Source organism: Gordonia ajococcus, assembly GCF_012974285.1.
GTDB lineage: Bacteria > Actinomycetota > Actinomycetes > Mycobacteriales > Mycobacteriaceae > Gordonia > Gordonia amicalis.
The window spans coordinates 3,590,204-3,611,948 of record NZ_CP052884.1 but is presented as its reverse complement, the minus strand read 5'-3'; the positions used below and the strand labels follow the sequence as shown (position 1 = coordinate 3,611,948).

Genomic DNA, 21,745 nt, shown 5'->3' with positions numbered 1-21,745 from the left:
GGGCGGAGCCTCAGGACGTGAGCGGACCGCCGACGATGTTGCCGACGATGCCGCGGATGATGTTGGTGCCGTCCTCGCTGCGCAGTTCGTCGTACCAGGCGGCGGTCTTCTCCGGGTCCTTGCCATGGGTGACGTCGCTGCGCTTGCGGGCGCGGAGCACCAGATCGCCGGCGCGTTCGGTGCGCGCAGCCTGGTAGGCGTCCAGGGCGGCGATCGGATCGTCGGGGTGGTCGCGGAAGGCGAACTGCAGTGCGACCGCGTCCTCCATCGCCGAGCATCCACCCTGTCCGATGTCGGGCGTGGTGTTGTGCGCGGCGTCGCCGAGCACGGCGACGCGTCCCTTGACCCAGGTGTCGAACGGGTCGAGGTCGAGGATCTCGACCCGATTGGTGGTCGCGGGATCGAGTTCCGCGATGAGGGTCTGGACGCCGGGCGCCCAGTCGGCGAACTCCGCGGCGAGCACCTCGCGCGCGCTGCCGCGTTCGAACGGAACGCCCTCGGGCATCGGGACGTCGAAGAAGAAGTAGAAGCGGTTGCCCGCCACCGGCATCACCGACACACGCCGTGAATCACCCACATAGGTGGTCCATTCGGTGGCCGGGCCGATCTTCTCGTCGACCTCGACGAGTCCGTTGAAGTTGACGTACCCCGCGTAGCGGCGCGCAACCGGGCCGCCCAGGACGTATTCGCGGGCCAGTGACCTCGCGCCGTCGGCGCCGATCACGATGTCGCCGGAATCGGTGGTCCCGTCGGCGAATTCGACGGTGGCACGATTCTCGTCGCTGCGGACCGCCACCATCTCCTTGCCGAAGTGGATGTCGTCGAATCCATACGCGTCCATCAACATCTGCTGCAGTTCGGCCCGCGCGATCGGGTACGGACGCTGACCCACCTCGTCGATGAGTGGCTGCATGCTGAAGCGGCACATGGTGTCACCGGTGAAGCCGTCGACGTAGCTCATCGAGTGGAGGATCCCGCCGATCTCGGCGGTCTCCTTCTCCAGCCCGAGGTGGTTGAGGCACTTGACCCCGTTGGACCACACCGAGATCGCGGCACCGACGGGCTTGTTCTCGGTGACCTGCTCGTAGACCTCGACCTCGATTCCCAGCTGTCTGAGAGCGATGGCCGCCGACATACCGCCCATACCTGCGCCGACGATCACTGCCTTCACGCTCACCACCGCTTTCTCCGATGTCACCCGCCGGCCGCTTCTCACCGACACGACACAAGGCTAAGACGCGACCGACGCTGGTGCGCGACCAAACATCTCGTCCGGCCTACGAGAGGACAGTGGGGGTGGGGATCACTGCGAACGGCGGGAGGCCACGAGAGCGGTGACCATCTCCTGCCACTGTGTGGTGATGGTCTCGAGATCGAGGCCGACCTCGACCATCAGATACCGGACCGACCCGGCGGCCAACGGTGCCTGCACGGCCAGCGACATGAAGTCGAGCTCGTCCGCGAAACCCAACTGCCGCAGCAAGATCTGTACGTGCTGGGTCGACGCGCGACCCACCGGGTGGGTCATGAAGTCGTCGGCGGCCGCCCCGGCCTCCAGCAGGATGTCGAGGTGGTCGCAGGTGAGTTTGAGCCGGGCGCGGCCGTAGGCCAGCAACCGGTCGAGCGGGGGCGCGCCGGGACCCAGGGGTTCGGGTCCGGACAGGTAGGCCTGCTGCATCTCGGATTCGGAATGGTCGAGCAGTGCGAGCATCAATCCGGTGCGGTTGCCGAAGCGTCGGAACACCGTGCCCTTGCCCACACCTGCCTCGCGGGCGACCGCTTCCATGGTGACCGCCGCCGCGCCGTGGTGATCGATCAGGTTTTTGGCGGCAGCCAGCAACAGACGCCGATTTCGTGCGGCGTCGGCACGTTCGGTCCCCGAGTTGTTGAAGGAGATATGGAGCGGGGAGTGGTCTGGCCCGTTCGGCACGTGATGAGGGTAACTCTTTACCTCGGCCTGGAATCAATCGGACCCGGGTCCGGTTACTTGATGCGTATTCACGGTCCCCTCCGGGCCGATGCCCTCGTCGAAAGGAATGACATGTCGGATCGAACTGTCGAATTGGTTGCGCTCGTCGGAAGCCTTCGTGCTGCCTCCGTCAACCGGCAGCTGGCCCAGGTCGCTGCCGACAATGCTCCCGCCGGGGTCGACATCACGGTCGTCGACGATCTCGGTGCGCTGCCGTTCTACAGCGAGGACATCGACGTCGAGGGCGCCCTCCACGACGGTGTGGTCGCCCTCCGTGAGTCCGTGGCCAAGGCGGACGGAGTGCTCATCGCCACCCCCGAGTACAACGGCACCATTCCGGCCGCGCTCAAGAACGCCATCGACTGGCTGTCGCGTCCCTACGGCGCCGGGGCGCTGGGCGGCAAGCCGGTGGCGGTGCTGAGTGCGGGCCTCGGCCAGTACGGCGGACAGTGGACCCGTGAGGACACCCGTAAGTCGGTCGGCATCGCCGGCGGTCGCGCGATCGAGGAGGCCGACCTCGGTCTGCAGATCCCCGCGCTCCCGGAGGGTGGCCTCACCGATCCCACGATCGTGGCGAAGGTCGTCGCGTCGGTCGCCCGCCTCGTCGACGAGGTCGCCGTCAGCGCCTGACCTGTTCTCTGGTTTCTTCGACGCCGCACCGGGCCCACGCCCGGTGCGGCGTCGTCTTGTCGACGAGCTGGGGATTGTGGACTGCCGGTGCACATGTTGTGGAGCAGTCCTGGACAACCTGTGAGCGACACGCCGTACGGGCCCGTGACACGCCGGAATTTCGAATCCTGCACCCCTCCGACCTGCATGTCTTCCACCGATGTTATTCACAACCCCTTGTGGTGACCAGAAATGTCAGCCACTAGGTGTAGTGTTTGCGGTACCAGTCAGGCGGACAAGAGGAAGTGGATCCACTCCTCCGGAAACGCCAGGGAGACGGTGACGTAGGTCACCATCTTCACGCTGGGAAACTGCACGTCACTGGCGATTCCTACGACCGAGGAGAACCTCTCGATGTCTTCCATCACCGTCTACACGAAGCCGGCATGTGTCCAGTGCAACGCCACCTACAAGGCCCTGGACAAGCAGGGTCTGTCCTATGAGGTCGTCGACATCAGCCAGGACCCGGAAGCCCGCGACTATGTGATGGCGCTCGGTTACCTCCAGGCCCCGGTCGTCGTCGCCGGCGACGAGCACTGGTCGGGCTTCCGTCCCGACCGCATCAAGGCGCTCGCCACTGCTGCTGCCTGATCTCCGCAGTCTGCTGTCACCGTCGACCCGGGCGCGGGTGCGATCCGAAGGGGAAGCCGGATCCGCCGCGTCGGGATGTGACAGCCGAGAGTGACCCCGGTCTCGGATCGGGAAATGGTCACGAGGGTTCCGGTGTTGGAACCAGATGGCGTCGGTGATCGGCGCCGTCGATCAGAACGCAAACGAACAGACGTTCCACACGGTCATCGTCAGCAGGGTTGGAGGGAGACATGTCGGCCACGTCGCCGTTGATCGTCTACTTCTCCTCGGTCTCCGAGAACACCCACCGATTCGTCGAGAAGCTGGATATGCGCTCGGTGCGTATCCCGCTGACCGGAGCGGCCGGTGAATTCCGTGTCGATGAGCCCTACGTGCTGATCTGCCCGACCTACGGGGGAGGCAAGGCGACGGGCAAGCCCGGCGGTTTCGTCCCCAAGCAGGTCATCCGCTTTCTCAACGACGAACACAACCGATCCCTCATCACGGGGGTGATCGCGGCCGGCAACACGAACTTCGGTGAGGAGTTCTGCTACGCCGGCGACATCATCTCGCGCAAGTGTCGCGTGCCCTACCTGTACCGATTCGAATTGATGGGCACCACCGACGACGTCGACCGCGTGCGTGCGGGACTGGCCGACTTCGCCCAGAGTCCCGCGTTCGCGGCAACCGGTTCGCTCCACGCCGCACCCGCCTGACAGTCGGCCGGGCGCGCCGCCACCGGACTGTCACACCCCGCCCATACTCTGCCCATGAGGCACTTGGTAAGCCCACCACTATCCGCAGGAGTCATCTGTCGTGTCGCCCACCGCCGCCGTCTCGGACACCTCTTCAGCAAGTAAGTCGGGCGTGCATGCCGGCCCGTCGGGCCATGAGCCCGGCGAGCTGGACTTCCACGCGCTCAACGCGATGCTCAACCTGTACGACGCCGACGGGAAGATCCAGTTCGACAAGGATCGTGAGGCCGCGCGCCAGTACTTCCTGCAGCACGTCAACCAGAACACCGTGTTCTTCCACGACCTCGACGAGAAGCTCGACTACCTCGTCGAGGAGAACTACTACGAGCCCGAGGTCCTCGCCAAGTACGACCGCGAGTTCGTGAAGGGCCTGTTCAAGCACGCCTACGACAAGAAGTTCCGGTTCCCGACGTTCCTCGGGGCGTTCAAGTACTACACGAGCTACACGCTCAAGACCTTCGACGGCAAGCGCTACCTGGAGCGCTTCGAGGATCGTGTCTGCATGGTGGCGCTGACGCTGGCCGACGGCGACACGGCACTTGCCCGCGACCTGGTCGACGAGATCATCTCCGGCCGCTTCCAGCCGGCCACGCCGACCTTCCTCAACTCGGGCAAGAAGCAGCGCGGCGAGCCGGTCTCGTGCTTCCTGCTCCGCATCGAGGACAACATGGAGTCGATCGGCCGCTCGATCAACTCGGCCCTGCAGCTGTCCAAGCGCGGTGGCGGAGTTGCGTTGCTGCTCTCCAACATTCGTGAGCACGGCGCTCCGATCAAGAAGATCGAGAACCAGAGCTCGGGGGTCATCCCGATCATGAAGCTGCTCGAGGACTCCTTCTCCTACGCCAACCAGCTCGGTGCGCGTCAGGGCGCGGGTGCGGTCTACCTACACGCCCACCACCCCGACATCTACCGCTTCCTCGACACCAAGCGCGAGAACGCGGACGAGAAGATCCGCATCAAGACGCTGTCGCTCGGCGTGGTCATCCCGGACATCACGTTCCAGCTGGCCAAGGCCAACGACGACATGTACCTGTTCAGCCCGTACGACGTCGAACGCGTCTACGGCGTGCCGTTCGCCGACATCAACGTCACCGACCGCTACCACGAGATGGTCGAGGATCGTCGAATCCGCAAGACCAAGATCAAGGCCCGCGAGTTCTTCCAGACCCTCGCCGAGCTGCAGTTCGAGTCGGGTTACCCGTACATCATGTTCGAGGACACGGTGAACCGGTCGAACCCCATCGACGGCAAGATCACCCACTCCAACCTGTGCTCGGAGATCCTGCAGGTCTCGACGGCGTCGACCTTCAACGACGATCTGTCCTACTCCCATGTGGGCAAGGACATCTCGTGCAACCTGGGGTCGCTCAACATCGCCAAGACGATGGACTCGCCGGACATCGGCCAGACCATCGAGACCGCGATCCGCGGACTCACCGCGGTGAGCGATCAGACCTCGATCACCTCGGTGCCCTCGATCGAGCACGGCAACAACAACTCTCACGCCATCGGTCTCGGCCAGATGAACCTGCACGGCTACCTGGCCCGCGAGCGCATCTTCTATGGCAGCGAAGAGGGCATCGACTTCACGAACATCTACTTCTACACGGTGCTCTTCCACGCACTGCGCGCGTCGAACCGGATCGCTCGCGAGCGCGGCCAGGCGTTCACCGGCTTCGAGAAGTCGAAGTACGCGTCGGGTGAGTTCTTCGACAAGTACACCAACAAGGCATGGGAGCCGGAGACCCAGAAGGTCCGGGACATCTTCGGACAGGCGGGCATCCACATCCCGACCCAGGACGACTGGCGCGAGCTGAAGGAAGCCGTGCAGCGCGACGGCATCTACAACCAGAACCTGCAGGCGGTTCCGCCGACCGGTTCGATCAGCTACATCAACCACTCGACCAGCTCGATCCACCCGGTCGCGGCGAAGATCGAGATCCGCAAGGAAGGCAAGATCGGTCGCGTCTACTACCCGGCGCCGTACATGACCAACGACAACCTGGAGTACTACCAGGACGCGTACGAGATCGGGTACGAGAAGATCATCGACACCTACGCGGCGGCGACCCAGCACGTCGACCAGGGCCTGAGCCTGACCCTGTTCTTCAAGGACACCGCCACCACGCGCGACGTCAACAGGGCGCAGATCTACGCATGGCGCAAGGGGATCAAGACGCTGTACTACATCCGTCTGCGCCAGATCGCCCTCGAGGGGACCGAGGTGGAGGGCTGCGTGTCATGCATGCTGTGACCCCCTGCTCCGCAATGCCTTTCAGCAATCCCGGCCCCCACACGACCCGTTAGACGAGGAACAGTCACATGACCTCCACCGAAAGCCACAGCCCCGCCGACGGCGCGCCCATCAAGCTGGTCAGCCGGGTCTCGGCGATCAACTGGAACCGTGTCCCCGACGACAAGGACGCCGAGGTGTGGGATCGCCTCACCGGCAACTTCTGGCTGCCGGAGAAGGTGCCGGTGTCCAATGACATCCCATCGTGGGGGACGCTGACCGAGTACGAGAAGCAGCTCACCATGCGGGTCTTCACCGGCCTGACGCTGCTCGACACCATCCAGGGCACCGTCGGCGCAGTGTCGCTGATCCCGGACGCCACCACTCCGCACGAGGAGGCGGTGCTCACCAACATCGCGTTCATGGAGTCGGTGCACGCCAAGTCCTACAGCTCGATCTTCTCGACCCTGTGCTCCACCAAGGAGATCGACGAGGCCTTCCGCTGGTCGGAGGAGAACGAGCAGCTGCAGCGCAAGGCGCGCATCGTCATGGACTACTACCGTGGCGAGGACCCGCTCAAGCGCAAGGTCGCCTCGACGCTGCTCGAGTCGTTCCTGTTCTACTCGGGCTTCTACCTGCCGATGTACTGGTCGAGCCGCGCCAAGCTCACCAACACCGCCGACCTGATCCGCCTCATCATCCGCGACGAGGCCGTCCACGGTTACTACATCGGGTACAAGTACCAGCGCGGTCTGGAGACGCAGTCGCCGGAGCGTCGTCAGGAACTCAAGGACTACACCTTCGAGTTGCTGTTCGAGCTGTACGACAACGAGAGCGACTACACCGAGACGCTCTACGACGAGGTCGGGCTCACCGAGGACGTCAAGAAGTTCCTGCGCTACAACGCCAACAAGGCGCTGATGAACCTCGGCTACGAGGCGATGTTCCCGAAGGACGAGACCGATGTGAACCCGGCGATCCTGTCGGCACTGTCGCCGAACGCCGACGAGAACCACGACTTCTTCTCGGGGTCGGGTAGCTCGTACGTCATCGGCAAGGCCGTCAACACCGAAGACGAGGACTGGGACTTCTAGATCCCACCCGATCTATGGCCCGGAGCCGCGCTCAGCGCGGTTTCGGGCTATGAATCTGTGGCGGTCAGGCGGTCGTAGAGATCGCCGAGTTCGTCGATCGCCTCGGCGATGTCGGCCGGCGCCACGCCGGTGGCACGCAGCGCGGCGCGCAGGTCCGAGCCGTCGAGCGCGATGAGGGGATTCATCGGTGGGACCGAGGGCAGCGGCGGCCGCGTCGACGCGGTGCCGTAGAAGTCGTCGGGCCGCAGCGTTCCCGACGATGAGTCGTCGTCGGCGGCGACGGGGGAGGGCGCGGGGCGCGAGTCGATCTCGGTGAGCAGGTCGCGCAGGTCGGTACCCATCACGGTCAACAGCGTCAGCGGCGACCTGTCGATCTCGGCGGCGATCTCATAACTGGTCACCAGGGCATGGACGCACCTCGGCGCCTCGTCCGGACAGGTGCAGTCGGTCGCGACGTCCGCCGATTCGGTGGGGACGAGCAGCTCACCGAGGATCGGTGGCTGCTCACCGCGGGTGAGTCGCATGAGTTCTTCGACGCCGCCGCGGTCACGGAGCAGACCGGCGAGAGTCGGGGTGTCGACGGTCCGGGTGGTGATGATGACGTCGAACGGTTCGAGTTGGGTGCCCTCCACCGATGCCGTCACCTGGCCTGCCCCGATCCGCAGACCACGTACATGCCGGTCGCGGAAGTACCTGCGCGCCTTGGTGACATGTCGGCTGTCGGCGACCGCTTCACCGTCGGCGCCACGGCCCTCGACCACGTCGACGAACGCTCGCGACCACGGGGTGAGGCCGTACCCGCGGACCGCGATGGTGCCCCGTTCGCCTTTACGCTGAGTGCCCTTCTTGCGCACGGTCATTCGCTCACCGCCTCGTCGCGGAGCCGGAACAGTTCGAAGAGTTCGTCATCGGCGAGATCGGACACCCAGTTCTCGCCGGCCGCGACGGTCAGCCGGGACAGTTCGCGCTTCTTGGCGATCATGTCGTCGATCCGTTCCTCGATGGTGCCGACGCAGACGAAGCGGTGCACCGAGACCTTCTGGTTCTGGCCGATGCGGTACGCGCGGTCGGTGGCCTGATCCTCGACCGCGGGATTCCACCAGCGGTCCACGTGGATGACGTGGTTGGCAGCGGTCAGATTGAGACCGGTGCCGCCGGCCTTGAGGGTCGCAAGCATCACCGGGGCGCCGTCGTCGGACTGGAAGTCGGCGACCAGACGATCGCGTTCGGTGCGGCCGAGACCACCGTGCAGCAGCGGGATCTCGGTGCCGAACTGTTCGCCGAGCCAGCCCGACAGCATCTCGCCGAAGGCCGCGAACTGGGTGAAGACGAGTGCGCGGTCGCCCTCGTCGGCGACGGTGGAGACGATGTCGGCCAGCAATTCGACCTTGCCCGAGCGGTGTTCGCCGTCGCGGACGAGGTCGGTGCCGTCGGCGAGGTAGTGCGCAGGGTGGTTGCACACCTGCTTGAGCCGGGTGAGTGCGGCCAGCACGTTGCGGCGGCGCAGCGTTCGCTGTTGTTTGTCGCGCAGTGCCTCCATGAGTTCGTCGATGACGGCACGGTAGAGCGCGGCCTGTTCGACGGTGAGGTTGGCGCGCACCGCGAAATCCGCTTTCTCCGGCAGGTCGGCGGCGATGGCCGGATCGGTTTTCTCGCGCCGCAGGATGAACGGCCGCGTGATCGCGGACAGGCGTCGGAGGGCGCCGGGGTCGCGGTCCCGCTCGATGGGTTCGGCGTAACGGGCCCGGAACACCGACGCGGACCCCAGGAGGCCGGGGTTAACCAGGTCGATCACCGCGCGCAGATCCTCGAGCCGGTTCTCCACAGGAGTACCGGTGAGCGCGAGGCGACGGTCGGCCGGGATCGTCCGTATCGCCTTGGAGGCAATGGTGTTCACGTTCTTGAGGTGCTGGGCCTCGTCGACGACGATGCGGTGCCACGGATGTGCAGAGAGCAGCTCGAGGTCGCGGCCCGCGATCGCGAACGTCGTGATGACCACGTCGACGGAGTCGCGGATGCCGGTGAAGGTGGCGCCCGATGCCCGCGAAGGACCGTGATGGATGGCCACCCGAAGGGTCGGCGCGAAGCGCGCGAACTCACGAGACCAGTTGCCGACCAATGACATCGGGCAGACCACGAGGGTCGGCCCGGGTGTCTCGGCATCGTCGGCGACGACGCTGCGTTCGTGACACTCGAGCGCGATCACCTGCAGGGTCTTGCCCAGACCCATGTCGTCGGCGAGCACACCTCCGACGCCGAGGTCCGACAGGTGCGCCAACCAGTCCAGGCCGCGCTGCTGGTAGGGACGCAGGATCGCTTCCAGATCGGCTGGGGGCGTGACGGGTTCGGGTCGGATGACACCGCCCTCGGCGACATCGTCGAGCCACGAGAGTCCTTCGACCCGGGTGACGGGCACCGGGAGTCTGTCGGACTCGCCGGTCACGAGTCCGAACAGTTCGCCGAAGTCGGCAGGTGGCGCAGATGCGGCGAGCGCACGCTGGGTCGCGACGAAGGCGGCGGCACGCGTCAACGCCGAACCCTCCGCGCGGACCCACACGCCGCGGACCCGCACCAGATCACCCTTCTGGCCGGACAAGTCGTCGAGATCCGCATCGGTCAGGGTGATGGCGTCGGGCGAATCTCCCAGTGCCAGTCGCCATTCGAATTCGCGGATCTCGCGGAGTCCGACCATCGCCGCCGGTGCGCCACCGCCGGGCGGCGCCAGTGCACGCAGCGTGAGGCTCGGCCGGACCTCGGCGATGGTGCGGGGAAGCAGCACCGGAATCCCGGCGGCGCCCAGGGCTGCAGCGCCGGTGGCGAACAGTTCGGCGGCGACGTCGGTGGGCAACAGGAAGTCGAGGGAGCCGCGGTCCGGGTCGGCTCGATCGAGTTCGGGGAACTCCCGTACCGCGGCGGCCAGTGCCGTGGTCAGCTCGTCGAGTTCGTGGGCGTCCAGGCGATGGGGTGCGACCGGCTCGATCTGACCGTCGATGCTGCGGCGGCAGACCTCCAGCCGCCATCGCGAGGCGTCGGCGACCTCGTCGCGGGTCGGCAGGTCGAACGTCTCGTCCTCCCACGCATCGTCCCAGTGACTGTCGGTGAGGTCGTCGTACTCGGGCTCGTGGAGACGGAAGATGAGTGACTGGTCGTCCCGTGGCACGCCGGCATTCCATCGGGACCAGCTCCCGGCGGCGGCCGAGAGTCGTTCGGGGGAGCAGGGCGGACCGACGTCGGTCCCGGGTAGGAGTGCACGGACGACCGGCGACGCCGGACGAGGTTCACCGAGCCGGGGGATCGAGCGGGCGATCGTGGTACGGCACTCGTGATCGACGAGCTCGGCGAGGAAATCGTCGAGCGCGGCGTGGGAGCCGTTGTGCAGCAGTGCATCCGGCGCGCTACCGAGCACGACGGCGTGCCAGCTGCGCCACGTGGGCGTCGGGATGGCGACCCAGCGGAGCAACCATTCCCCGGCGACCTGCTCGGCCGACGGCGCGACCGCACCCGCGGTGACGAAGGTGCGCACGCCGTCCAAGAGGTATCGGTACCACCGGACGTCGCCCGGGACCGTCACCGACCTCGACGCATCGAGCAGTGACACCGCCGAGGTCAGACCGAGTGTCGCCGCCCGGACGAATCGTCGCCGGTTGCCGTCGTCGACGATCGGGATCTCGCTGCGGAACCGGCGGCCGGACACGGCGTCGCGAAGCGACTCGGGAAGGTCGGCCGGTTCGCCATCGATCCACACGGCCATACCGACACCGGGCCGCCACAGGACGTGGAGGGGTGCGAGGGAACGGGGGGACGAGGCGGAGTCCGGCGGAGTCGGCCCACTGAGCTGCGGTTCTGATGGCATCGAGGATCGCCCGCCAGTCTAACGACGACCCACGACAGTGCCGGTTTCCGCATCGTTCGGCGGGGGTATGGACGAGAACTGGAGATCCGGCGCAGAGGTATCCGGCCGTGGCACGAGGAGGACGCGATGGGGCAGTCGAAGGACAGCAGGAAGTCCGAACACGAGGCGGGCACCGCCGAGGTGCGCCAGGACCCGCCGGGGCCGAAGGACCACGGACGCGAGGGCGGTATGGCGACCAGGGAGAACGCCCCGGACGCGGTTCAGCGCTCGGACGACTCCGCGGAGGACTGATCGCAGACGAACTGACCGGGTATGCGGCTCGAGCGCGTACCCGGTCAGTTGTGTCAGAAGGTCAGGAAACCTCGCGCAGCAGACCCGTCGCGACGTCGAAGACGAATCCGCGCAGCGAACTCGTCTTGGTGATGAACGGGCTGTTCTTGATACGGGTGAGTGACTGGCGGACGTCCTCGTCGATGTCGGTGAACGACTCGGCGGCCCACTCCGGCTTCTGGCCGATCTCGGTCTGGATCTCCCGCTTGAACTCGTCGTCGGTAAAGGTCAGCATGCCGCAGTCGGTGTGGTGGATGAGGATGATCTCGGTGGTGCCGAGCAGTCGCTGACTGATCGCGAGGGAGCGGATCTCGTCGTGGGTGATGACGCCGCCGGCGTTGCGGATGACGTGGGCTTCGCCTTCGTTGATGCCGAGGACGCGGTAGACGTCGAGGCGGGCATCCATGCAGGCGACCACCGCGACGTGCTTGCTCGGCGGCAGCGGCAGGGGCCCGGTGAAGGTCTTGGCGTATTCGGCGTTGTTCGCCAGGTACTGATCGGTGACACTCATGCGTCAACAGTGATGGGTTGCGGCGCCACGGGCGAGGGTTTCACCTGGCCTGATCGAAACGGTGGACTCGGTCGACAGTGTCCTCGTCGCAGAATGCGTGGTCAGTGCCGGAAAAGGGCACTCACGACGCACTCTCGCGGCCGGGCGTGACTCACGAGTTCCCGTCGAGCGAACCCTTCACGTCGTTGAGGACCAGCCACGCGGCGGCCAGGCCCGACGAGTCGTACCAGACGGCGTCGTCGACGGCCAGGACGCGCTTCCACATGGAGGCGCCCAGATTCAGCCACTCGTCGCTCAGCAGGACCTCTTCGCCGTGCTTCCGACCCTGCTCGCCCTCGAAGCTCACATAGATGAGGTCGCCCTCGGCCGCGCGGAAGTTCGCGTCGTCGACGGGGAACGAATCGGGGACGCGCTGCGGGCCGGGTCGCTGGACACCGATCTCGCCGAGGATCTGCCCGGCGAAGGTGTCCATGCCGGCGATGGTCTCGGAGTCGTCGCCGAACCGGACCAGCGACACCTGGGTGTGCGAGGCGTCCATGCGCCGGCCGGTCTTGGTGGCCTCGGTGGTGAACTCGGCGAGCCGCTGACGGCCCGCCTCGCTGCGGTTCACCGCGTCGGCGACTGCTCGGAACTGCTCCTGCCAGTCGCCGGCCGGGATCGTCACGGAACGCACTGCACCGAAGGGTTTCGACGACGGGGCGGTCCCGGGAGTGGTGAGGACGAGGTCGGCGTCGGCCTTCGACACCGCTGCGGCGTCCGGGGTTGTCCCGATCGCCGGCACGGACGTCAGCTGCGGTCCCAGATAGGCGGGCACCGAACCGGGTGCCGCGGTCACCGCCGTCACCTTGTCGCCGATACCGAGCGCGCACAGCGCGTCCAGGAGCGCCGGATCGGTCACGACGATGCGGGCGGCGTCGGTCGTCCCGGCGTCGGCCGCCGTGGGGGCGAGACATGTCTTCGAGAAGTCGCGGTCGGCGGAGACGATGTTGACCTCCGCGACGCGTGTCACGGTGGTCGAGATGGGGGAGCCGTCGGGAGTGGTCAGCGGTTCGTCGCCGGAACAGGCGGCCGACGCGAGGGCGACCACACCGAGAAGGGCTGCCCAGACCGGTCGGCGACCCCGAATACGACGAACACGTACATCCGTGGCACCGTTACCCCTGCTCTGCACCCGCCCAACCTAGCATCGGCCCACTCGGGTCGAGCGTAGGCTCGGATGGGGCCGCGAGACCGTCGGCCGCCGACGCCGCCCAGGCTGTCCGGAACGCCTGGCGCGTCGTACGGAAATGGGTTTGAGCACGGCCGATGTGGTGTGTCGGGCGTCGAATACGACAGATCGTAGGACCCGCTCGGCTCGGGCGCCGGTGAGGGTTTAGGATCAGTATTCAGCGCTCGGTTTGTTCATGTGCCGACCGACGTCCGAAGGGGTTCGGCGTCGCGCTCGGGCAAGAGGAGGATCTGTGACCGCGGTAGACCAACCCACCACGCAAGTGGCTCCAGTGCGTCCGTTCCCGGAGCGCTATCAGCCCAAGGGTTCGTTCATCTACAAGCTGCTGACCACGACCGATCACAAGTTGATCGGCATGATGTACATCTCTGCATGTTTTGCGTTCTTCCTCATCGGTGGCCTCATGGCGCTGCTGATGCGTGGCGAGCTCGCACAGCCGGGCATGCAGTTCTTGTCGACAGAGCAGTTCAACCAGCTCTTCACGATGCACGGCACCGTGATGCTGCTGATGTATGCGACCCCGATCGTCATCGGCTTCGCCAACTTCGTGTTGCCGCTGCAGATCGGTTCGCCTGACGTCGCCTTCCCGCGACTCAACGCGCTCGGGTTCTGGCTGTTCGTGTTCGGTTCGACCATCGCCCTTGCCGGCTTCATCACCCCGGGTGGTGCTGCCGACTTCGGTTGGACGGCGTACACCCCGCTGACCGACGCGGTCCACAGCCCGGGCCTCGGCGCCGACCTGTGGATCATGGGTCTGGGTGTGTCCGGTCTGGGTACCATCCTCGGTGCCGTCAACATGATCACCACGGTGGTCTGTCTCCGTGCCCCCGGTATGACCATGTTCCGGATGCCGATCTTCACCTGGAACATCCTGGTGACCAGCGTGCTCATCCTGCTGATCTTCCCGCTGCTGACCGCCGCCCTGATGGGCCTCGAGGTCGACCGCCAGTTCGGTGCCCACATCTACGACCCGGCCAACGGCGGCGTGATCCTGTGGCAGCACCTGTTCTGGTTCTTCGGACACCCCGAGGTGTACGTCATCGCGCTGCCGTTCTTCGGCATCGTCTCGGAGGTCTTCCCGGTCTTCTCGCGTAAGCCGATCTTCGGTTACTCGGGCCTGATCTACGCGACCCTGGCCATCGCCGCCCTGTCGGCGGCCGTGTGGGCGCACCACATGTACGTCACCGGCGCCGTGCTGCTGCCGTTCTTCTCCTTCATGACGTTCTTGATCGCGGTTCCGACCGGCGTGAAGTTCTTCAACTGGGTGGGAACGATGTGGCGAGGTCACATAACGTTCGAAGCGCCGATGCTGTTCGCGGTCGGCTTCATCGTGACCTTCCTCTTCGGTGGTCTGACCGGTGTTCTGCTCGCGAGCCCGCCGCTGGACTTCCACCTCTCCGACACCTACTTCGTGGTCGCCCACTTCCACTACGTGCTCTTCGGCACCATCGTGTTCGCCACCTACTCGGGTATCTACTTCTGGTTCCCGAAGATGACCGGACGCATGCTCGACGAGCGCCTGGGCAAGATCCACTTCTGGCTGACGTTCATCGGTTTCCACATGACGTTCCTGGTGCAGCACTGGCTGGGCAACGAGGGCATGCCGCGTCGTTACGCCGACTACCTGCCGTCGGATGGCTTCACGACGCTGAACGCCATCTCGACCGTGGGCGCGTTCATCCTCGGCCTGTCGACCCTGCCGTTCCTGTGGAACGTGTTCCGCAGCTACCGCTACGGCGAGGTCGTGACCGTCGACGATCCGTGGGGCTTCGGCAACTCGCTGGAGTGGGCGACCTCGTCGCCGCCGCCGCGCCACAACTTCACCGAGCTGCCCCGCATCCGTTCGGAGCGTCCGGCCTTCGAGCTGCACTACCCGCACATGATCGAGCGGATGCGTGCCGAGGCTCACGTCGGTCCGGGTCACGACGCGGGCAAGGATCGCCAGATGGAGGAGGCTCGTCGCGAGCCGTTCACCGTCGGATCGCACGAGGGGTCGCCGGATCCCGATCCGCGCTGACCGGTGAGCAAAGACTCAACAGGCAGTACCGGCACGACCGTTCTCTTCACTGTCACCGGTCCCGACCGGCCAGGTGTCACCTCCGTTCTGATGGGTGCCCTGGCCGGTCAGGCCGTAGCACTGCTCGACGTCGAGCAGGTGGTCATCCGCGGTCAGCTGACGCTCGGCGTTCTCGTCTCGGCAACCAGGGACCCTGAAGGTCTCCAAGAGGTCGTCGAACAGGCCATGGCCTCCATCGGGTTCGATGTCCGCGTGGAGATCGGTGTCGGAGCCGGCAAGAGCTCGCCGTCTTCGCACGCGGTCGTCATCCTGGGCAGCCCGGTCACGGCCACCGCGTTCAGCGCGGTCGCCGCGAAACTGGCGAGCCAGGGTGGCAACATCGATTCGATCCGTGGCATCGCCGACTACCCGCTCACCGGCCTCGAACTGATGGTCAGCGTCGCGGGCCGGGGCGGGGTCGCTGCCGACGCCGCGCTGCGTAAGGGACTGGCCGAAGTCGCGGCCAGGCACTCGGTGGACATCGCCGTCGAACGGGGCGGTCTCGCCCGACGCGCCAAGCGCCTCATCGTCTTCGACGTCGACTCCACGCTCATCCAGGGCGAGGTCATCGAAATGCTGGCCGCACATGCCGGCCGCGAGCCCGAGGTCGCCGCGGTGACCGAAGCTGCGATGCGCGGTGAACTGGACTTCGCTCAGTCGCTCCACGAACGGGTCAAGGCATTGGCCGGTCTCGACGCGAGTGTCCTCGACGACGTTGCCAAATCGCTGGAGCTCACCCCGGGCGCGCGGACCACGATCCGGACGTTGCATCGTCTCGGGTTCCATTGTGGCCTCGTCTCCGGTGGCTTCCGGCAGGTCATCGACGGTCTGGCACACGAACTCGAGCTCGACTTCGTGCGTGCCAACACGTTGGAGATCGTCGACGGCAAACTGACCGGCCGCGTGATCGGCGAGGTCGTCGACCGGATGGGCAAGGCGCAGGCGCTGCGCTCGTTCGCCGACCAGGTCGGCGTGCCGATGGAGCAGACGATCGCGGTCGGTGACGGTGCCAACGACATCGACATGCTCAGCGTCGCCGGACTCGGCATCGCCTTCAACGCCAAGCCCGCGTTGCGAGAGGTCGCCGACGCGACGCTCAACCACCCGTTCCTCGACGCCGTGCTGTTCATCCTCGGGGTGTCACGCGACGAGATCGAGGCCGCGGACGCCGCCGACGGTGTGTACCGACGGGTCCCGCTGGGCTGAGATCGGGTCTCGAGGGGCCCGATCCGTCGGGTTCGTTCAAGGCGGGGGTCCAGATGGCGAGAGACGATGGAGATCCATTCGTTCCTGCCGTGAAAGGACCTCCGATGACCATCTCGACGAGTGTCGCGAAGCTCGCCATGATCTCCCTCGACTGCGCCGATGCCGGTGCGTCGGCAGCCTTCTGGTCCGAGGTGCTCGGCTGGAAGATCGGCGCATCGGGCGAGGGGTACGCCATGATCGTCGGTGACGGTCCCGCCGTCGGCTTCGGCACGGTGCCCGACTATGTTGCCCCGGCGTGGCCGAATGAGCACGGCTCCAAGCAGTTCCACTTCGACCTTGCCGTCGACGATCTCGACGCCGCCCAGACGCGCTGCGTGGAACTCGGCGCCACCGTACCGTCGGAACAACCGGGGGAGACGTGGCGTGTGCTGCTCGACCCCGCCGGACATCCGTTCTGTCTGACGAAAGCCGAGAACTGGGGATGATGCGTGACCGATGACCTGACACCGACAGCCGAACGGTCGCCGTCCGAGGAGGTCGACGATCGGCCGGTGCCCCTCCCGGTGGTGCCGGAAGCGATCGTCGCCGACCACCGACGTCTCGTCGGGTACGTCGGCGGCGGTGAGGATCCCGAGGATCCCGCCGATGTGCTGGCGATGGCGATGGTGCTGCGCATCGAGAAGAACGACCCGCCGAATCGCACCGATCTGCTGGCCGCAGCTGCGCGGGCCGTCGCGCTGCTGTGCCTGGACCACCGCGCCGCCGGCGACGGACCGTGGGCATCGGCGATGGACGACTGGTGCAACGCCCGGATTCGCAAGATCGCCCGGCGCGCCCGTGGAGCGCAATGGGCTGCGGCGCAAGAGGTGTGGGGTGTCACCGCGACCGAAGGCGACGCCGAGGCGCGCGCTTTCGTGCCCGGTCGTGTCGGCGATCTCGACCGCCGGGTCAAGAAACTGCAGATCGGCGGGACCGAGGTCGACGGCGACATCCCCACCGAGGCGCCGGAACACGGTGTGGTGCTGTGGACCAACCCCGGCCTGGACATGACGGTCGGCAAGCTCGCCGCGCAGGTCGGGCACGCGTCGATGCTCGCCGCCAAGCTGTTGACCGCCGACGAGGCGATCCGGTGGCGGCTCGACGAATGCCGGCTGGCGGTGCGTCGGGCCACGCCCGAACGATGGCGAGAACTGCTCGACGCCGATGCCGCCGGAACCGCGGTGGCGGTCCGCGATGCCGGGTTCACCGAGATAGCGCCCGGTTCGGTCACCGTCATCGCCGAGGTCATCGGAGACCTGATCACGAGACAGGGGAGCAGATGAGCGCGACGGAGCTGCCGGACTGGGCGAAAAGCCTTGACCTTCAGCCACACCCGGAGGGCGGCTGGTATCGCCAGACCTGGCGGAGCGAGGTCGGCCTGCCGCAGGAGGTGCTGCCGGCCGGTTACACCGGTGACCGGGCCGCCGGGACCGCCATCTACTTCGTCCTGATGCCCGGCGAACAGTCCGCGTGGCACACCGTTCGCGGGACGGAGATCTGGCTGCACCACCGCGGGGCGCCCGTGCAACTCGACCTCGGCGGAGACGACGATGCGCCGGGTGATCCGACCCCGCTCATGGTCGGACCCGACATCGCCGCCGGACATCAGCCGCAGGCGCTGGTCCCTCCGGGCGTGTGGCAACGGGCGCGGCCGATCGGGGACGAGGCGGCGCTGGTCAGCTGCATCGTGGTGCCCGGATTCGACTTCGCGGACTTCCGGCTGGCTTGAAACAGACTGTCACGCCGTGAGTGTGGCTTCAGCGCCGTAGGGGCAGCGGACGATGTCGGGATGCGGGCCCATCAGGTCGTCGAACGTGCCGACGGGACAGGTCCCCGCCTGGCTGTCCATGTCACCACGAACTCCTCGAAATAGGTGAGGGATAAAAAATCCATGCCTAGACTATTCTGATGGACCGGTGATGTTCATCAGACGAGGAGGAAATTCGTGCTGAGTCCCTACGACGAACTGCCCGTGCATCAGACGTCGCAACCGTTGTCGGTGGTGAGTGACACCAACACCGGCTTCGACGACGGGTACTACTTCGGTGCATTCTCCGCGGAGGCGAAGACCTTCTGTTTCCAGGGTCTGCGCATCTCTCCGAACACGGATCTGATCGGGGGGTATGTCGGTCTGAACCGGGATGGCCTCCAGCGCACCGTGCGATTCAGTCGCACGTGGCGGGAGAAGTGTGAACTCGAGGTCGGGCCGTATCGCATCACCGTGGTGGAGCCATACCGCCACATCCGGTTGGAGCTCGCGCCGAACGAATCCGGTCTGTCGTGTTCGCTCGACTGGTTCGGTATGTCGCCGGCCTATCTCGAGGCGCATCACCTCGCGACCAATCGGGGCCGCCCGACCACCGACCAGTCCCGCTACTCGCAGCCGGGAACGGTGGAGGGGTGGATCGAACTCGACGGTGAACGGATCGAGGTGGGTGGCCCGAATTGGTATGGGAGCCGCGATCACTCATGGGGTGTCTATTTCGAGCGCCCACCCATCGCCCCGAATCCGCAGCTCCTTCCTCCTCCCGCGCCGGAAGGTGTTCCGCGATCGCTGCGGTTCTGGACGCTGTTCGGGTCGGAGGATCTCTCCGGTTTCTACGCCATCCACGAGGACGCCCGGGGGCGTCAGGTGCCCATGAACGACACTTTCGGAACCCCCTTCGAAGGCCGGCTCGTCGTCGGATGGGACCAGGAGACCTACGAGTTGGTCAGCGGGCGTTGTGAACTCGAGCTGGTGCCGGGTACCCGGCTCCTGCGGCGAGGTCGAGTGATCCTGCACGACGCCGACGACGGCGAGTGGGTGCAGGAAGTGGAACCTGCTTGCCCGCCGTGGATCACCTCGACGATCGGATACCAGGCCGGTTCCTGGAGGGACGGAGGCTCGATGCGGACCTACCACGGACCGGGGGTCTCGCTCGAGTGGGACGACGTGGACGCACGAGACCAGCCGTTCGACCATGTCCGCCATGACGGCGTCGTCCAGCGGGTTCTCATCGGGAAGGAATATCTGGTGCGCACCAGGACAATTGCCCCGGACGGGCGCGAGTGGTCGGGCGCGGGTCAGACCGAACTGTTCCTCGATGGCCCCTATGCGCCACTTGGCCTATAGGTCAACGGAGCCTCATGTCGATAGGTCATTACTGCCGATGAATCGACTTCAGTGGTGTGCTCACGCCGTGAGTTCCGCCTTGAGGGCATCGATGGTGTCGGGGGACAGGCCCAGCCCGCTGCGGGCGTACTCCTCCATCGATCCGTATTGTCGGTCGACCTCGTCGAGTCCGGCACCCAGCGCCTCCGGGAAGACCCCGGACACGACCCGTACCGCCTCGCCGGTCCCCGGTCCGGCTTTCGCCGCCGCGGCCGAGGCCGCCTTGTCGATCGACGCGGCGGAGTATTCGTTGGTGAGCAGGTAGTCACGCATCACGTCGGCGCGGTTCACCCCGACGAGGGTCTGGACAACCGCGGAGATCCAGCCCGTACGGTCCTTGCCCGACGTGCAGTGGAAGAGTTGAGGACCTTGGCCGGCGGCGATGTCGCGGATGGTGGCGGCGATCTCGGCTCGGTCGTCGGGGTCGGTGACGAAGTTCTTGTTCGCCAAGATCAGGAGACCGCGGGCTTCGTCGGCACTCCGCAGACTCGACAGGCCCATCGCGGCAGATCCCTGGTCGTCGCCGACGATGTTGTGTCGCACGTACGCCGCGCCGGTCGGGAGGACGTCGGGTTTGGCCTCGATCTCCAGGGTGGTCCGCAGGTCGTAGACCCGGCGGATGCCGAGTGCGGACAGCGAGGCCAGGTCGTGGTCGTCGGGTGTCAGCGCGTTCGATCGGTAGAGGACCCCGCGACGCATGTGGCCACGGTCGACGGGATAGCCGTCGCCCGCTCCTGCCACATCACGGAAGTTGTCGACAGAGGCGAGCCGCGGAGCCGGAGCCGGTGCAGCGACGCCGGACTGCGCGTCATGCTGCGGCGGACTCTGTGTCGCGCTGCAGCCGGCGACGAGACCGGCCGCGATTGCGATGGCGGCCAGGGTCTTCCATACCGTTCGTGTTGTTCTCACGGTCGGATCGTTCATCGGCCGAATGGACTGCGGACTGTTGTGCGGTGAACGGACAACCAACTGCCCGCGGCGAGCAGGTGACTCGTGGGCGCTCAGTCGAGCGTGGCGACCGGCGAAATCGCCGGGGCGAGGTGTCCGAGGGTGCTCAGCGACACGGCGCGACTGGGCGCCAGCGAGGCGACGATCAGCTCATCGGCGTCGGCGTGTCCGGCGAACCAGGTCAGGTACTTCCGCACCTCGTCGGGCGTCCCGACACCGGCGTAGGTGAGCATCTCGTCGATCTGCCGGCCCTGAGGCATCGAGAGCACGGCGTCGGCTTCCTCGTCGGTGAAGGTCCGGCCGCGACCGTAGAGCAACGAGACACGCTGGCGTCGGGCGATCTGCAGTTGCTCCTGAGCGACGTCCGGGTCGTCGTCGGCGATCACACCGACGCCGGCGATCACGTACGGTTCGGCGAGGACCTCCGACGGCCGGAACTCGCGGCGGTACAACTCAACTGCCTGAGTCAGTGCCTGCGGAGCGAAGTGCGACGCGAAGGCGTAGGGGAGTCCCAGAGCGGCGGCGAGCTGCGCACCGAAAAGGGACGAGCCCAGGATGTAGAGGGGCACATGGGTACCGGCGCCCGGCGTCGCGCGCACACCTTCGATACGTGACTCGTCGCCGAGGAACGCCTGCAGTTCGAGAACGTCATGCGGGAACCGCTCCGCCGACGCGTGCGTGCGACGGAGAGCCTGGAAGGTCTGCTGGTCGCTGCCCGGCGCGCGGCCGAGTCCGAGGTCGATGCGGCCGGGGTGGAGTTCGGCGAGCGTGCCGAACTGCTCGGCGATGGTGAGCGGGGCGTGGTTGGGCAGCATGACGCCGCCGGCACCCAGGCGGATGGACGAGGTGTGGGCGGCGATGTGCGCGATGAGCACCGCCGGCGCCGACGACGCGATAGCCGACATGTTGTGGTGTTCGGCGTACCAGATCCGCTTGTATCCCCACTTCTCCGCATGCTGCGCGAGATCGACACTGGCGGCGAGACTTTGCGCGACCGTTTCGTCGCGGCCGACGGTGGCGAGATCCAGGATGGACAGGGGAAGGCGTTGAGCGGTCACGTAGTCCCTCAACCCGGCGAACCGGTCCGAGTATTCCCGCGCCCGTCTCCGACACGGCTGATCCGAGCCGGTCGA

20 protein-coding genes are annotated in these 21,745 nt (G+C 66.4%); 12 read left to right on the top strand and 8 right to left on the bottom strand.

The genetic code is table 11. The features are described from left to right. Window positions 1-10 precede the first annotated feature (10 nt). Both hpxO and GAA2_RS16400 read right to left on the bottom strand, forming a co-directional pair. The gene (gene hpxO / locus GAA2_RS16405; RefSeq protein WP_159405406.1) at window positions 11-1,171 is read right to left on the bottom strand and encodes an FAD-dependent urate hydroxylase HpxO; all 1,161 of its coding nucleotides are present in this window, start codon (window positions 1,169-1,171) and stop codon (window positions 11-13) included. Between the two features lie 132 nt (window positions 1,172-1,303). Then, window positions 1,304-1,930, bottom strand: a complete 627-nt coding sequence (locus GAA2_RS16400; protein ID WP_159405374.1) for a TetR/AcrR family transcriptional regulator — start codon at window positions 1,928-1,930, stop codon at window positions 1,304-1,306. Window positions 1,931-2,041: 111 nt separating this feature from the next. Here GAA2_RS16400 and GAA2_RS16395 point away from each other — a divergent pair, with 111 nt between their 5' ends. From GAA2_RS16395 to nrdF, 5 genes are all read left to right on the top strand, one after another. Beyond that, a complete protein-coding gene (locus GAA2_RS16395) occupies window positions 2,042-2,599 on the top strand; it encodes an NAD(P)H-dependent oxidoreductase (protein WP_159405375.1) in 558 nt (185 codons plus the stop codon). A 393-nt stretch (window positions 2,600-2,992) separates the two neighbouring features. Continuing rightward, window positions 2,993-3,229 carry a redoxin NrdH gene (locus tag GAA2_RS16390; protein ID WP_006436022.1) on the top strand — a complete coding sequence of 79 codons (237 nt, stop codon included), beginning with the start codon at window positions 2,993-2,995 and terminating at the stop codon, window positions 3,227-3,229. Window positions 3,230-3,459: 230 nt separating this feature from the next. Then, entirely contained in the window at window positions 3,460-3,924 is a 465-nt protein-coding gene (gene nrdI, locus GAA2_RS16385; protein ID WP_024500571.1) for a class Ib ribonucleoside-diphosphate reductase assembly flavoprotein NrdI, read from the top strand. A 100-nt stretch (window positions 3,925-4,024) separates the two neighbouring features. Next, window positions 4,025-6,217 carry a class 1b ribonucleoside-diphosphate reductase subunit alpha gene (gene nrdE / locus GAA2_RS16380; RefSeq protein ID WP_024500570.1) on the top strand — a complete coding sequence of 731 codons (2,193 nt, stop codon included), beginning with the start codon at window positions 4,025-4,027 and terminating at the stop codon, window positions 6,215-6,217. Window positions 6,218-6,285: 68 nt separating this feature from the next. Next, window positions 6,286-7,290, top strand: a complete 1,005-nt coding sequence (nrdF, locus tag GAA2_RS16375; RefSeq protein WP_024500569.1) for a class 1b ribonucleoside-diphosphate reductase subunit beta — start codon at window positions 6,286-6,288, stop codon at window positions 7,288-7,290. 47 nt (window positions 7,291-7,337) lie between these two features. Here nrdF and GAA2_RS16370 read toward each other — a convergent pair whose 3' ends face one another. Then, window positions 7,338-8,150, bottom strand: a complete 813-nt coding sequence (locus GAA2_RS16370; protein ID WP_159405376.1) for a hypothetical protein — start codon at window positions 8,148-8,150, stop codon at window positions 7,338-7,340. Further along, a complete protein-coding gene (locus GAA2_RS16365; RefSeq protein ID WP_159405377.1) occupies window positions 8,147-11,143 on the bottom strand; it encodes a DEAD/DEAH box helicase in 2,997 nt (998 codons plus the stop codon). Before GAA2_RS16365 ends, GAA2_RS16370 begins: the two co-directional genes overlap by 4 nt. Before the next feature lie 126 nt (window positions 11,144-11,269). Between GAA2_RS16365 and GAA2_RS16360 the strand changes: the two genes are divergently transcribed. Next, window positions 11,270-11,434 (top strand): hypothetical protein, encoded by a 165-nt coding sequence (locus GAA2_RS16360; RefSeq protein ID WP_191834455.1) that lies wholly within the window; start codon window positions 11,270-11,272, stop codon window positions 11,432-11,434. Window positions 11,435-11,495: 61 nt separating this feature from the next. Here the strand turns inward: GAA2_RS16360 and GAA2_RS16355 are convergent, their stop codons facing one another. Both GAA2_RS16355 and GAA2_RS16350 read right to left on the bottom strand, forming a co-directional pair. Beyond that, window positions 11,496-11,984, bottom strand: a complete 489-nt coding sequence (locus GAA2_RS16355; protein WP_159405378.1) for a beta-class carbonic anhydrase — start codon at window positions 11,982-11,984, stop codon at window positions 11,496-11,498. Between the two features lie 151 nt (window positions 11,985-12,135). Further along, window positions 12,136-13,110 (bottom strand): ABC transporter substrate-binding protein, encoded by a 975-nt coding sequence (locus GAA2_RS16350; protein ID WP_159405407.1) that lies wholly within the window; start codon window positions 13,108-13,110, stop codon window positions 12,136-12,138. A gap of 334 nt (window positions 13,111-13,444) precedes the next feature. Here GAA2_RS16350 and ctaD point away from each other — a divergent pair, with 334 nt between their 5' ends. From ctaD to GAA2_RS16320, 6 genes are all read left to right on the top strand, one after another. Continuing rightward, complete coding sequence (gene ctaD / locus GAA2_RS16345; RefSeq protein ID WP_024500564.1) at window positions 13,445-15,229, top strand: cytochrome c oxidase subunit I; 1,785 nt, start codon at window positions 13,445-13,447, stop codon at window positions 15,227-15,229. A 3-nt stretch (window positions 15,230-15,232) separates the two neighbouring features. Continuing rightward, window positions 15,233-16,474 (top strand): phosphoserine phosphatase SerB, encoded by a 1,242-nt coding sequence (serB, locus tag GAA2_RS16340; RefSeq protein ID WP_159405379.1) that lies wholly within the window; start codon window positions 15,233-15,235, stop codon window positions 16,472-16,474. 104 nt (window positions 16,475-16,578) lie between these two features. Then, window positions 16,579-16,959 carry a VOC family protein gene (locus GAA2_RS16335; protein WP_006436033.1) on the top strand — a complete coding sequence of 127 codons (381 nt, stop codon included), beginning with the start codon at window positions 16,579-16,581 and terminating at the stop codon, window positions 16,957-16,959. Window positions 16,960-16,962: 3 nt separating this feature from the next. Further along, window positions 16,963-17,796 (top strand): aminoacyl-tRNA hydrolase, encoded by an 834-nt coding sequence (locus GAA2_RS16330; RefSeq protein ID WP_024500562.1) that lies wholly within the window; start codon window positions 16,963-16,965, stop codon window positions 17,794-17,796. Continuing rightward, window positions 17,793-18,242, top strand: coding sequence for a cupin domain-containing protein (locus GAA2_RS16325; RefSeq protein ID WP_159405380.1), 450 nt, complete (start codon window positions 17,793-17,795; stop codon window positions 18,240-18,242). The genes GAA2_RS16330 and GAA2_RS16325 overlap by 4 nt, the downstream gene beginning before the upstream one ends. 216 nt (window positions 18,243-18,458) lie before the next feature. Further along, window positions 18,459-19,625 carry a hypothetical protein gene (locus tag GAA2_RS16320; protein ID WP_159405381.1) on the top strand — a complete coding sequence of 389 codons (1,167 nt, stop codon included), beginning with the start codon at window positions 18,459-18,461 and terminating at the stop codon, window positions 19,623-19,625. A gap of 60 nt (window positions 19,626-19,685) precedes the next feature. Here GAA2_RS16320 and GAA2_RS16315 read toward each other — a convergent pair whose 3' ends face one another. Together GAA2_RS16315 and GAA2_RS16310 are read right to left on the bottom strand one after the other, a co-directional pair. Next, the gene (locus GAA2_RS16315; RefSeq protein ID WP_159405382.1) at window positions 19,686-20,573 is read right to left on the bottom strand and encodes a tyrosine-protein phosphatase; all 888 of its coding nucleotides are present in this window, start codon (window positions 20,571-20,573) and stop codon (window positions 19,686-19,688) included. 92 nt (window positions 20,574-20,665) lie between these two features. Beyond that, window positions 20,666-21,670, bottom strand: coding sequence for an LLM class flavin-dependent oxidoreductase (locus GAA2_RS16310; RefSeq protein ID WP_159405383.1), 1,005 nt, complete (start codon window positions 21,668-21,670; stop codon window positions 20,666-20,668). Window positions 21,671-21,745 lie beyond the last annotated feature (75 nt).

Coding starts and splice junctions, on each gene's coding strand:
- GAA2_RS16325 (WP_159405380.1), top strand. CDS start 17,793: ATGAGCGCGACGGAGCTGCCGGACTGGGCGAAAAGCCTTGACCTTCAG.
- GAA2_RS16365 (WP_159405377.1), bottom strand. CDS start 11,143: ATGCCATCAGAACCGCAGCTCAGTGGGCCGACTCCGCCGGACTCCGCC.
- GAA2_RS16370 (WP_159405376.1), bottom strand. CDS start 8,150: ATGACCGTGCGCAAGAAGGGCACTCAGCGTAAAGGCGAACGGGGCACC.
- nrdI (WP_024500571.1), top strand. CDS start 3,460: ATGTCGGCCACGTCGCCGTTGATCGTCTACTTCTCCTCGGTCTCCGAG.
- GAA2_RS16335 (WP_006436033.1), top strand. CDS start 16,579: ATGACCATCTCGACGAGTGTCGCGAAGCTCGCCATGATCTCCCTCGAC.
- GAA2_RS16360 (WP_191834455.1), top strand. CDS start 11,270: ATGGGGCAGTCGAAGGACAGCAGGAAGTCCGAACACGAGGCGGGCACC.
- GAA2_RS16355 (WP_159405378.1), bottom strand. CDS start 11,984: ATGAGTGTCACCGATCAGTACCTGGCGAACAACGCCGAATACGCCAAG.
- GAA2_RS16395 (WP_159405375.1), top strand. CDS start 2,042: ATGTCGGATCGAACTGTCGAATTGGTTGCGCTCGTCGGAAGCCTTCGT.
- nrdF (WP_024500569.1), top strand. CDS start 6,286: ATGACCTCCACCGAAAGCCACAGCCCCGCCGACGGCGCGCCCATCAAG.
- GAA2_RS16390 (WP_006436022.1), top strand. CDS start 2,993: ATGTCTTCCATCACCGTCTACACGAAGCCGGCATGTGTCCAGTGCAAC.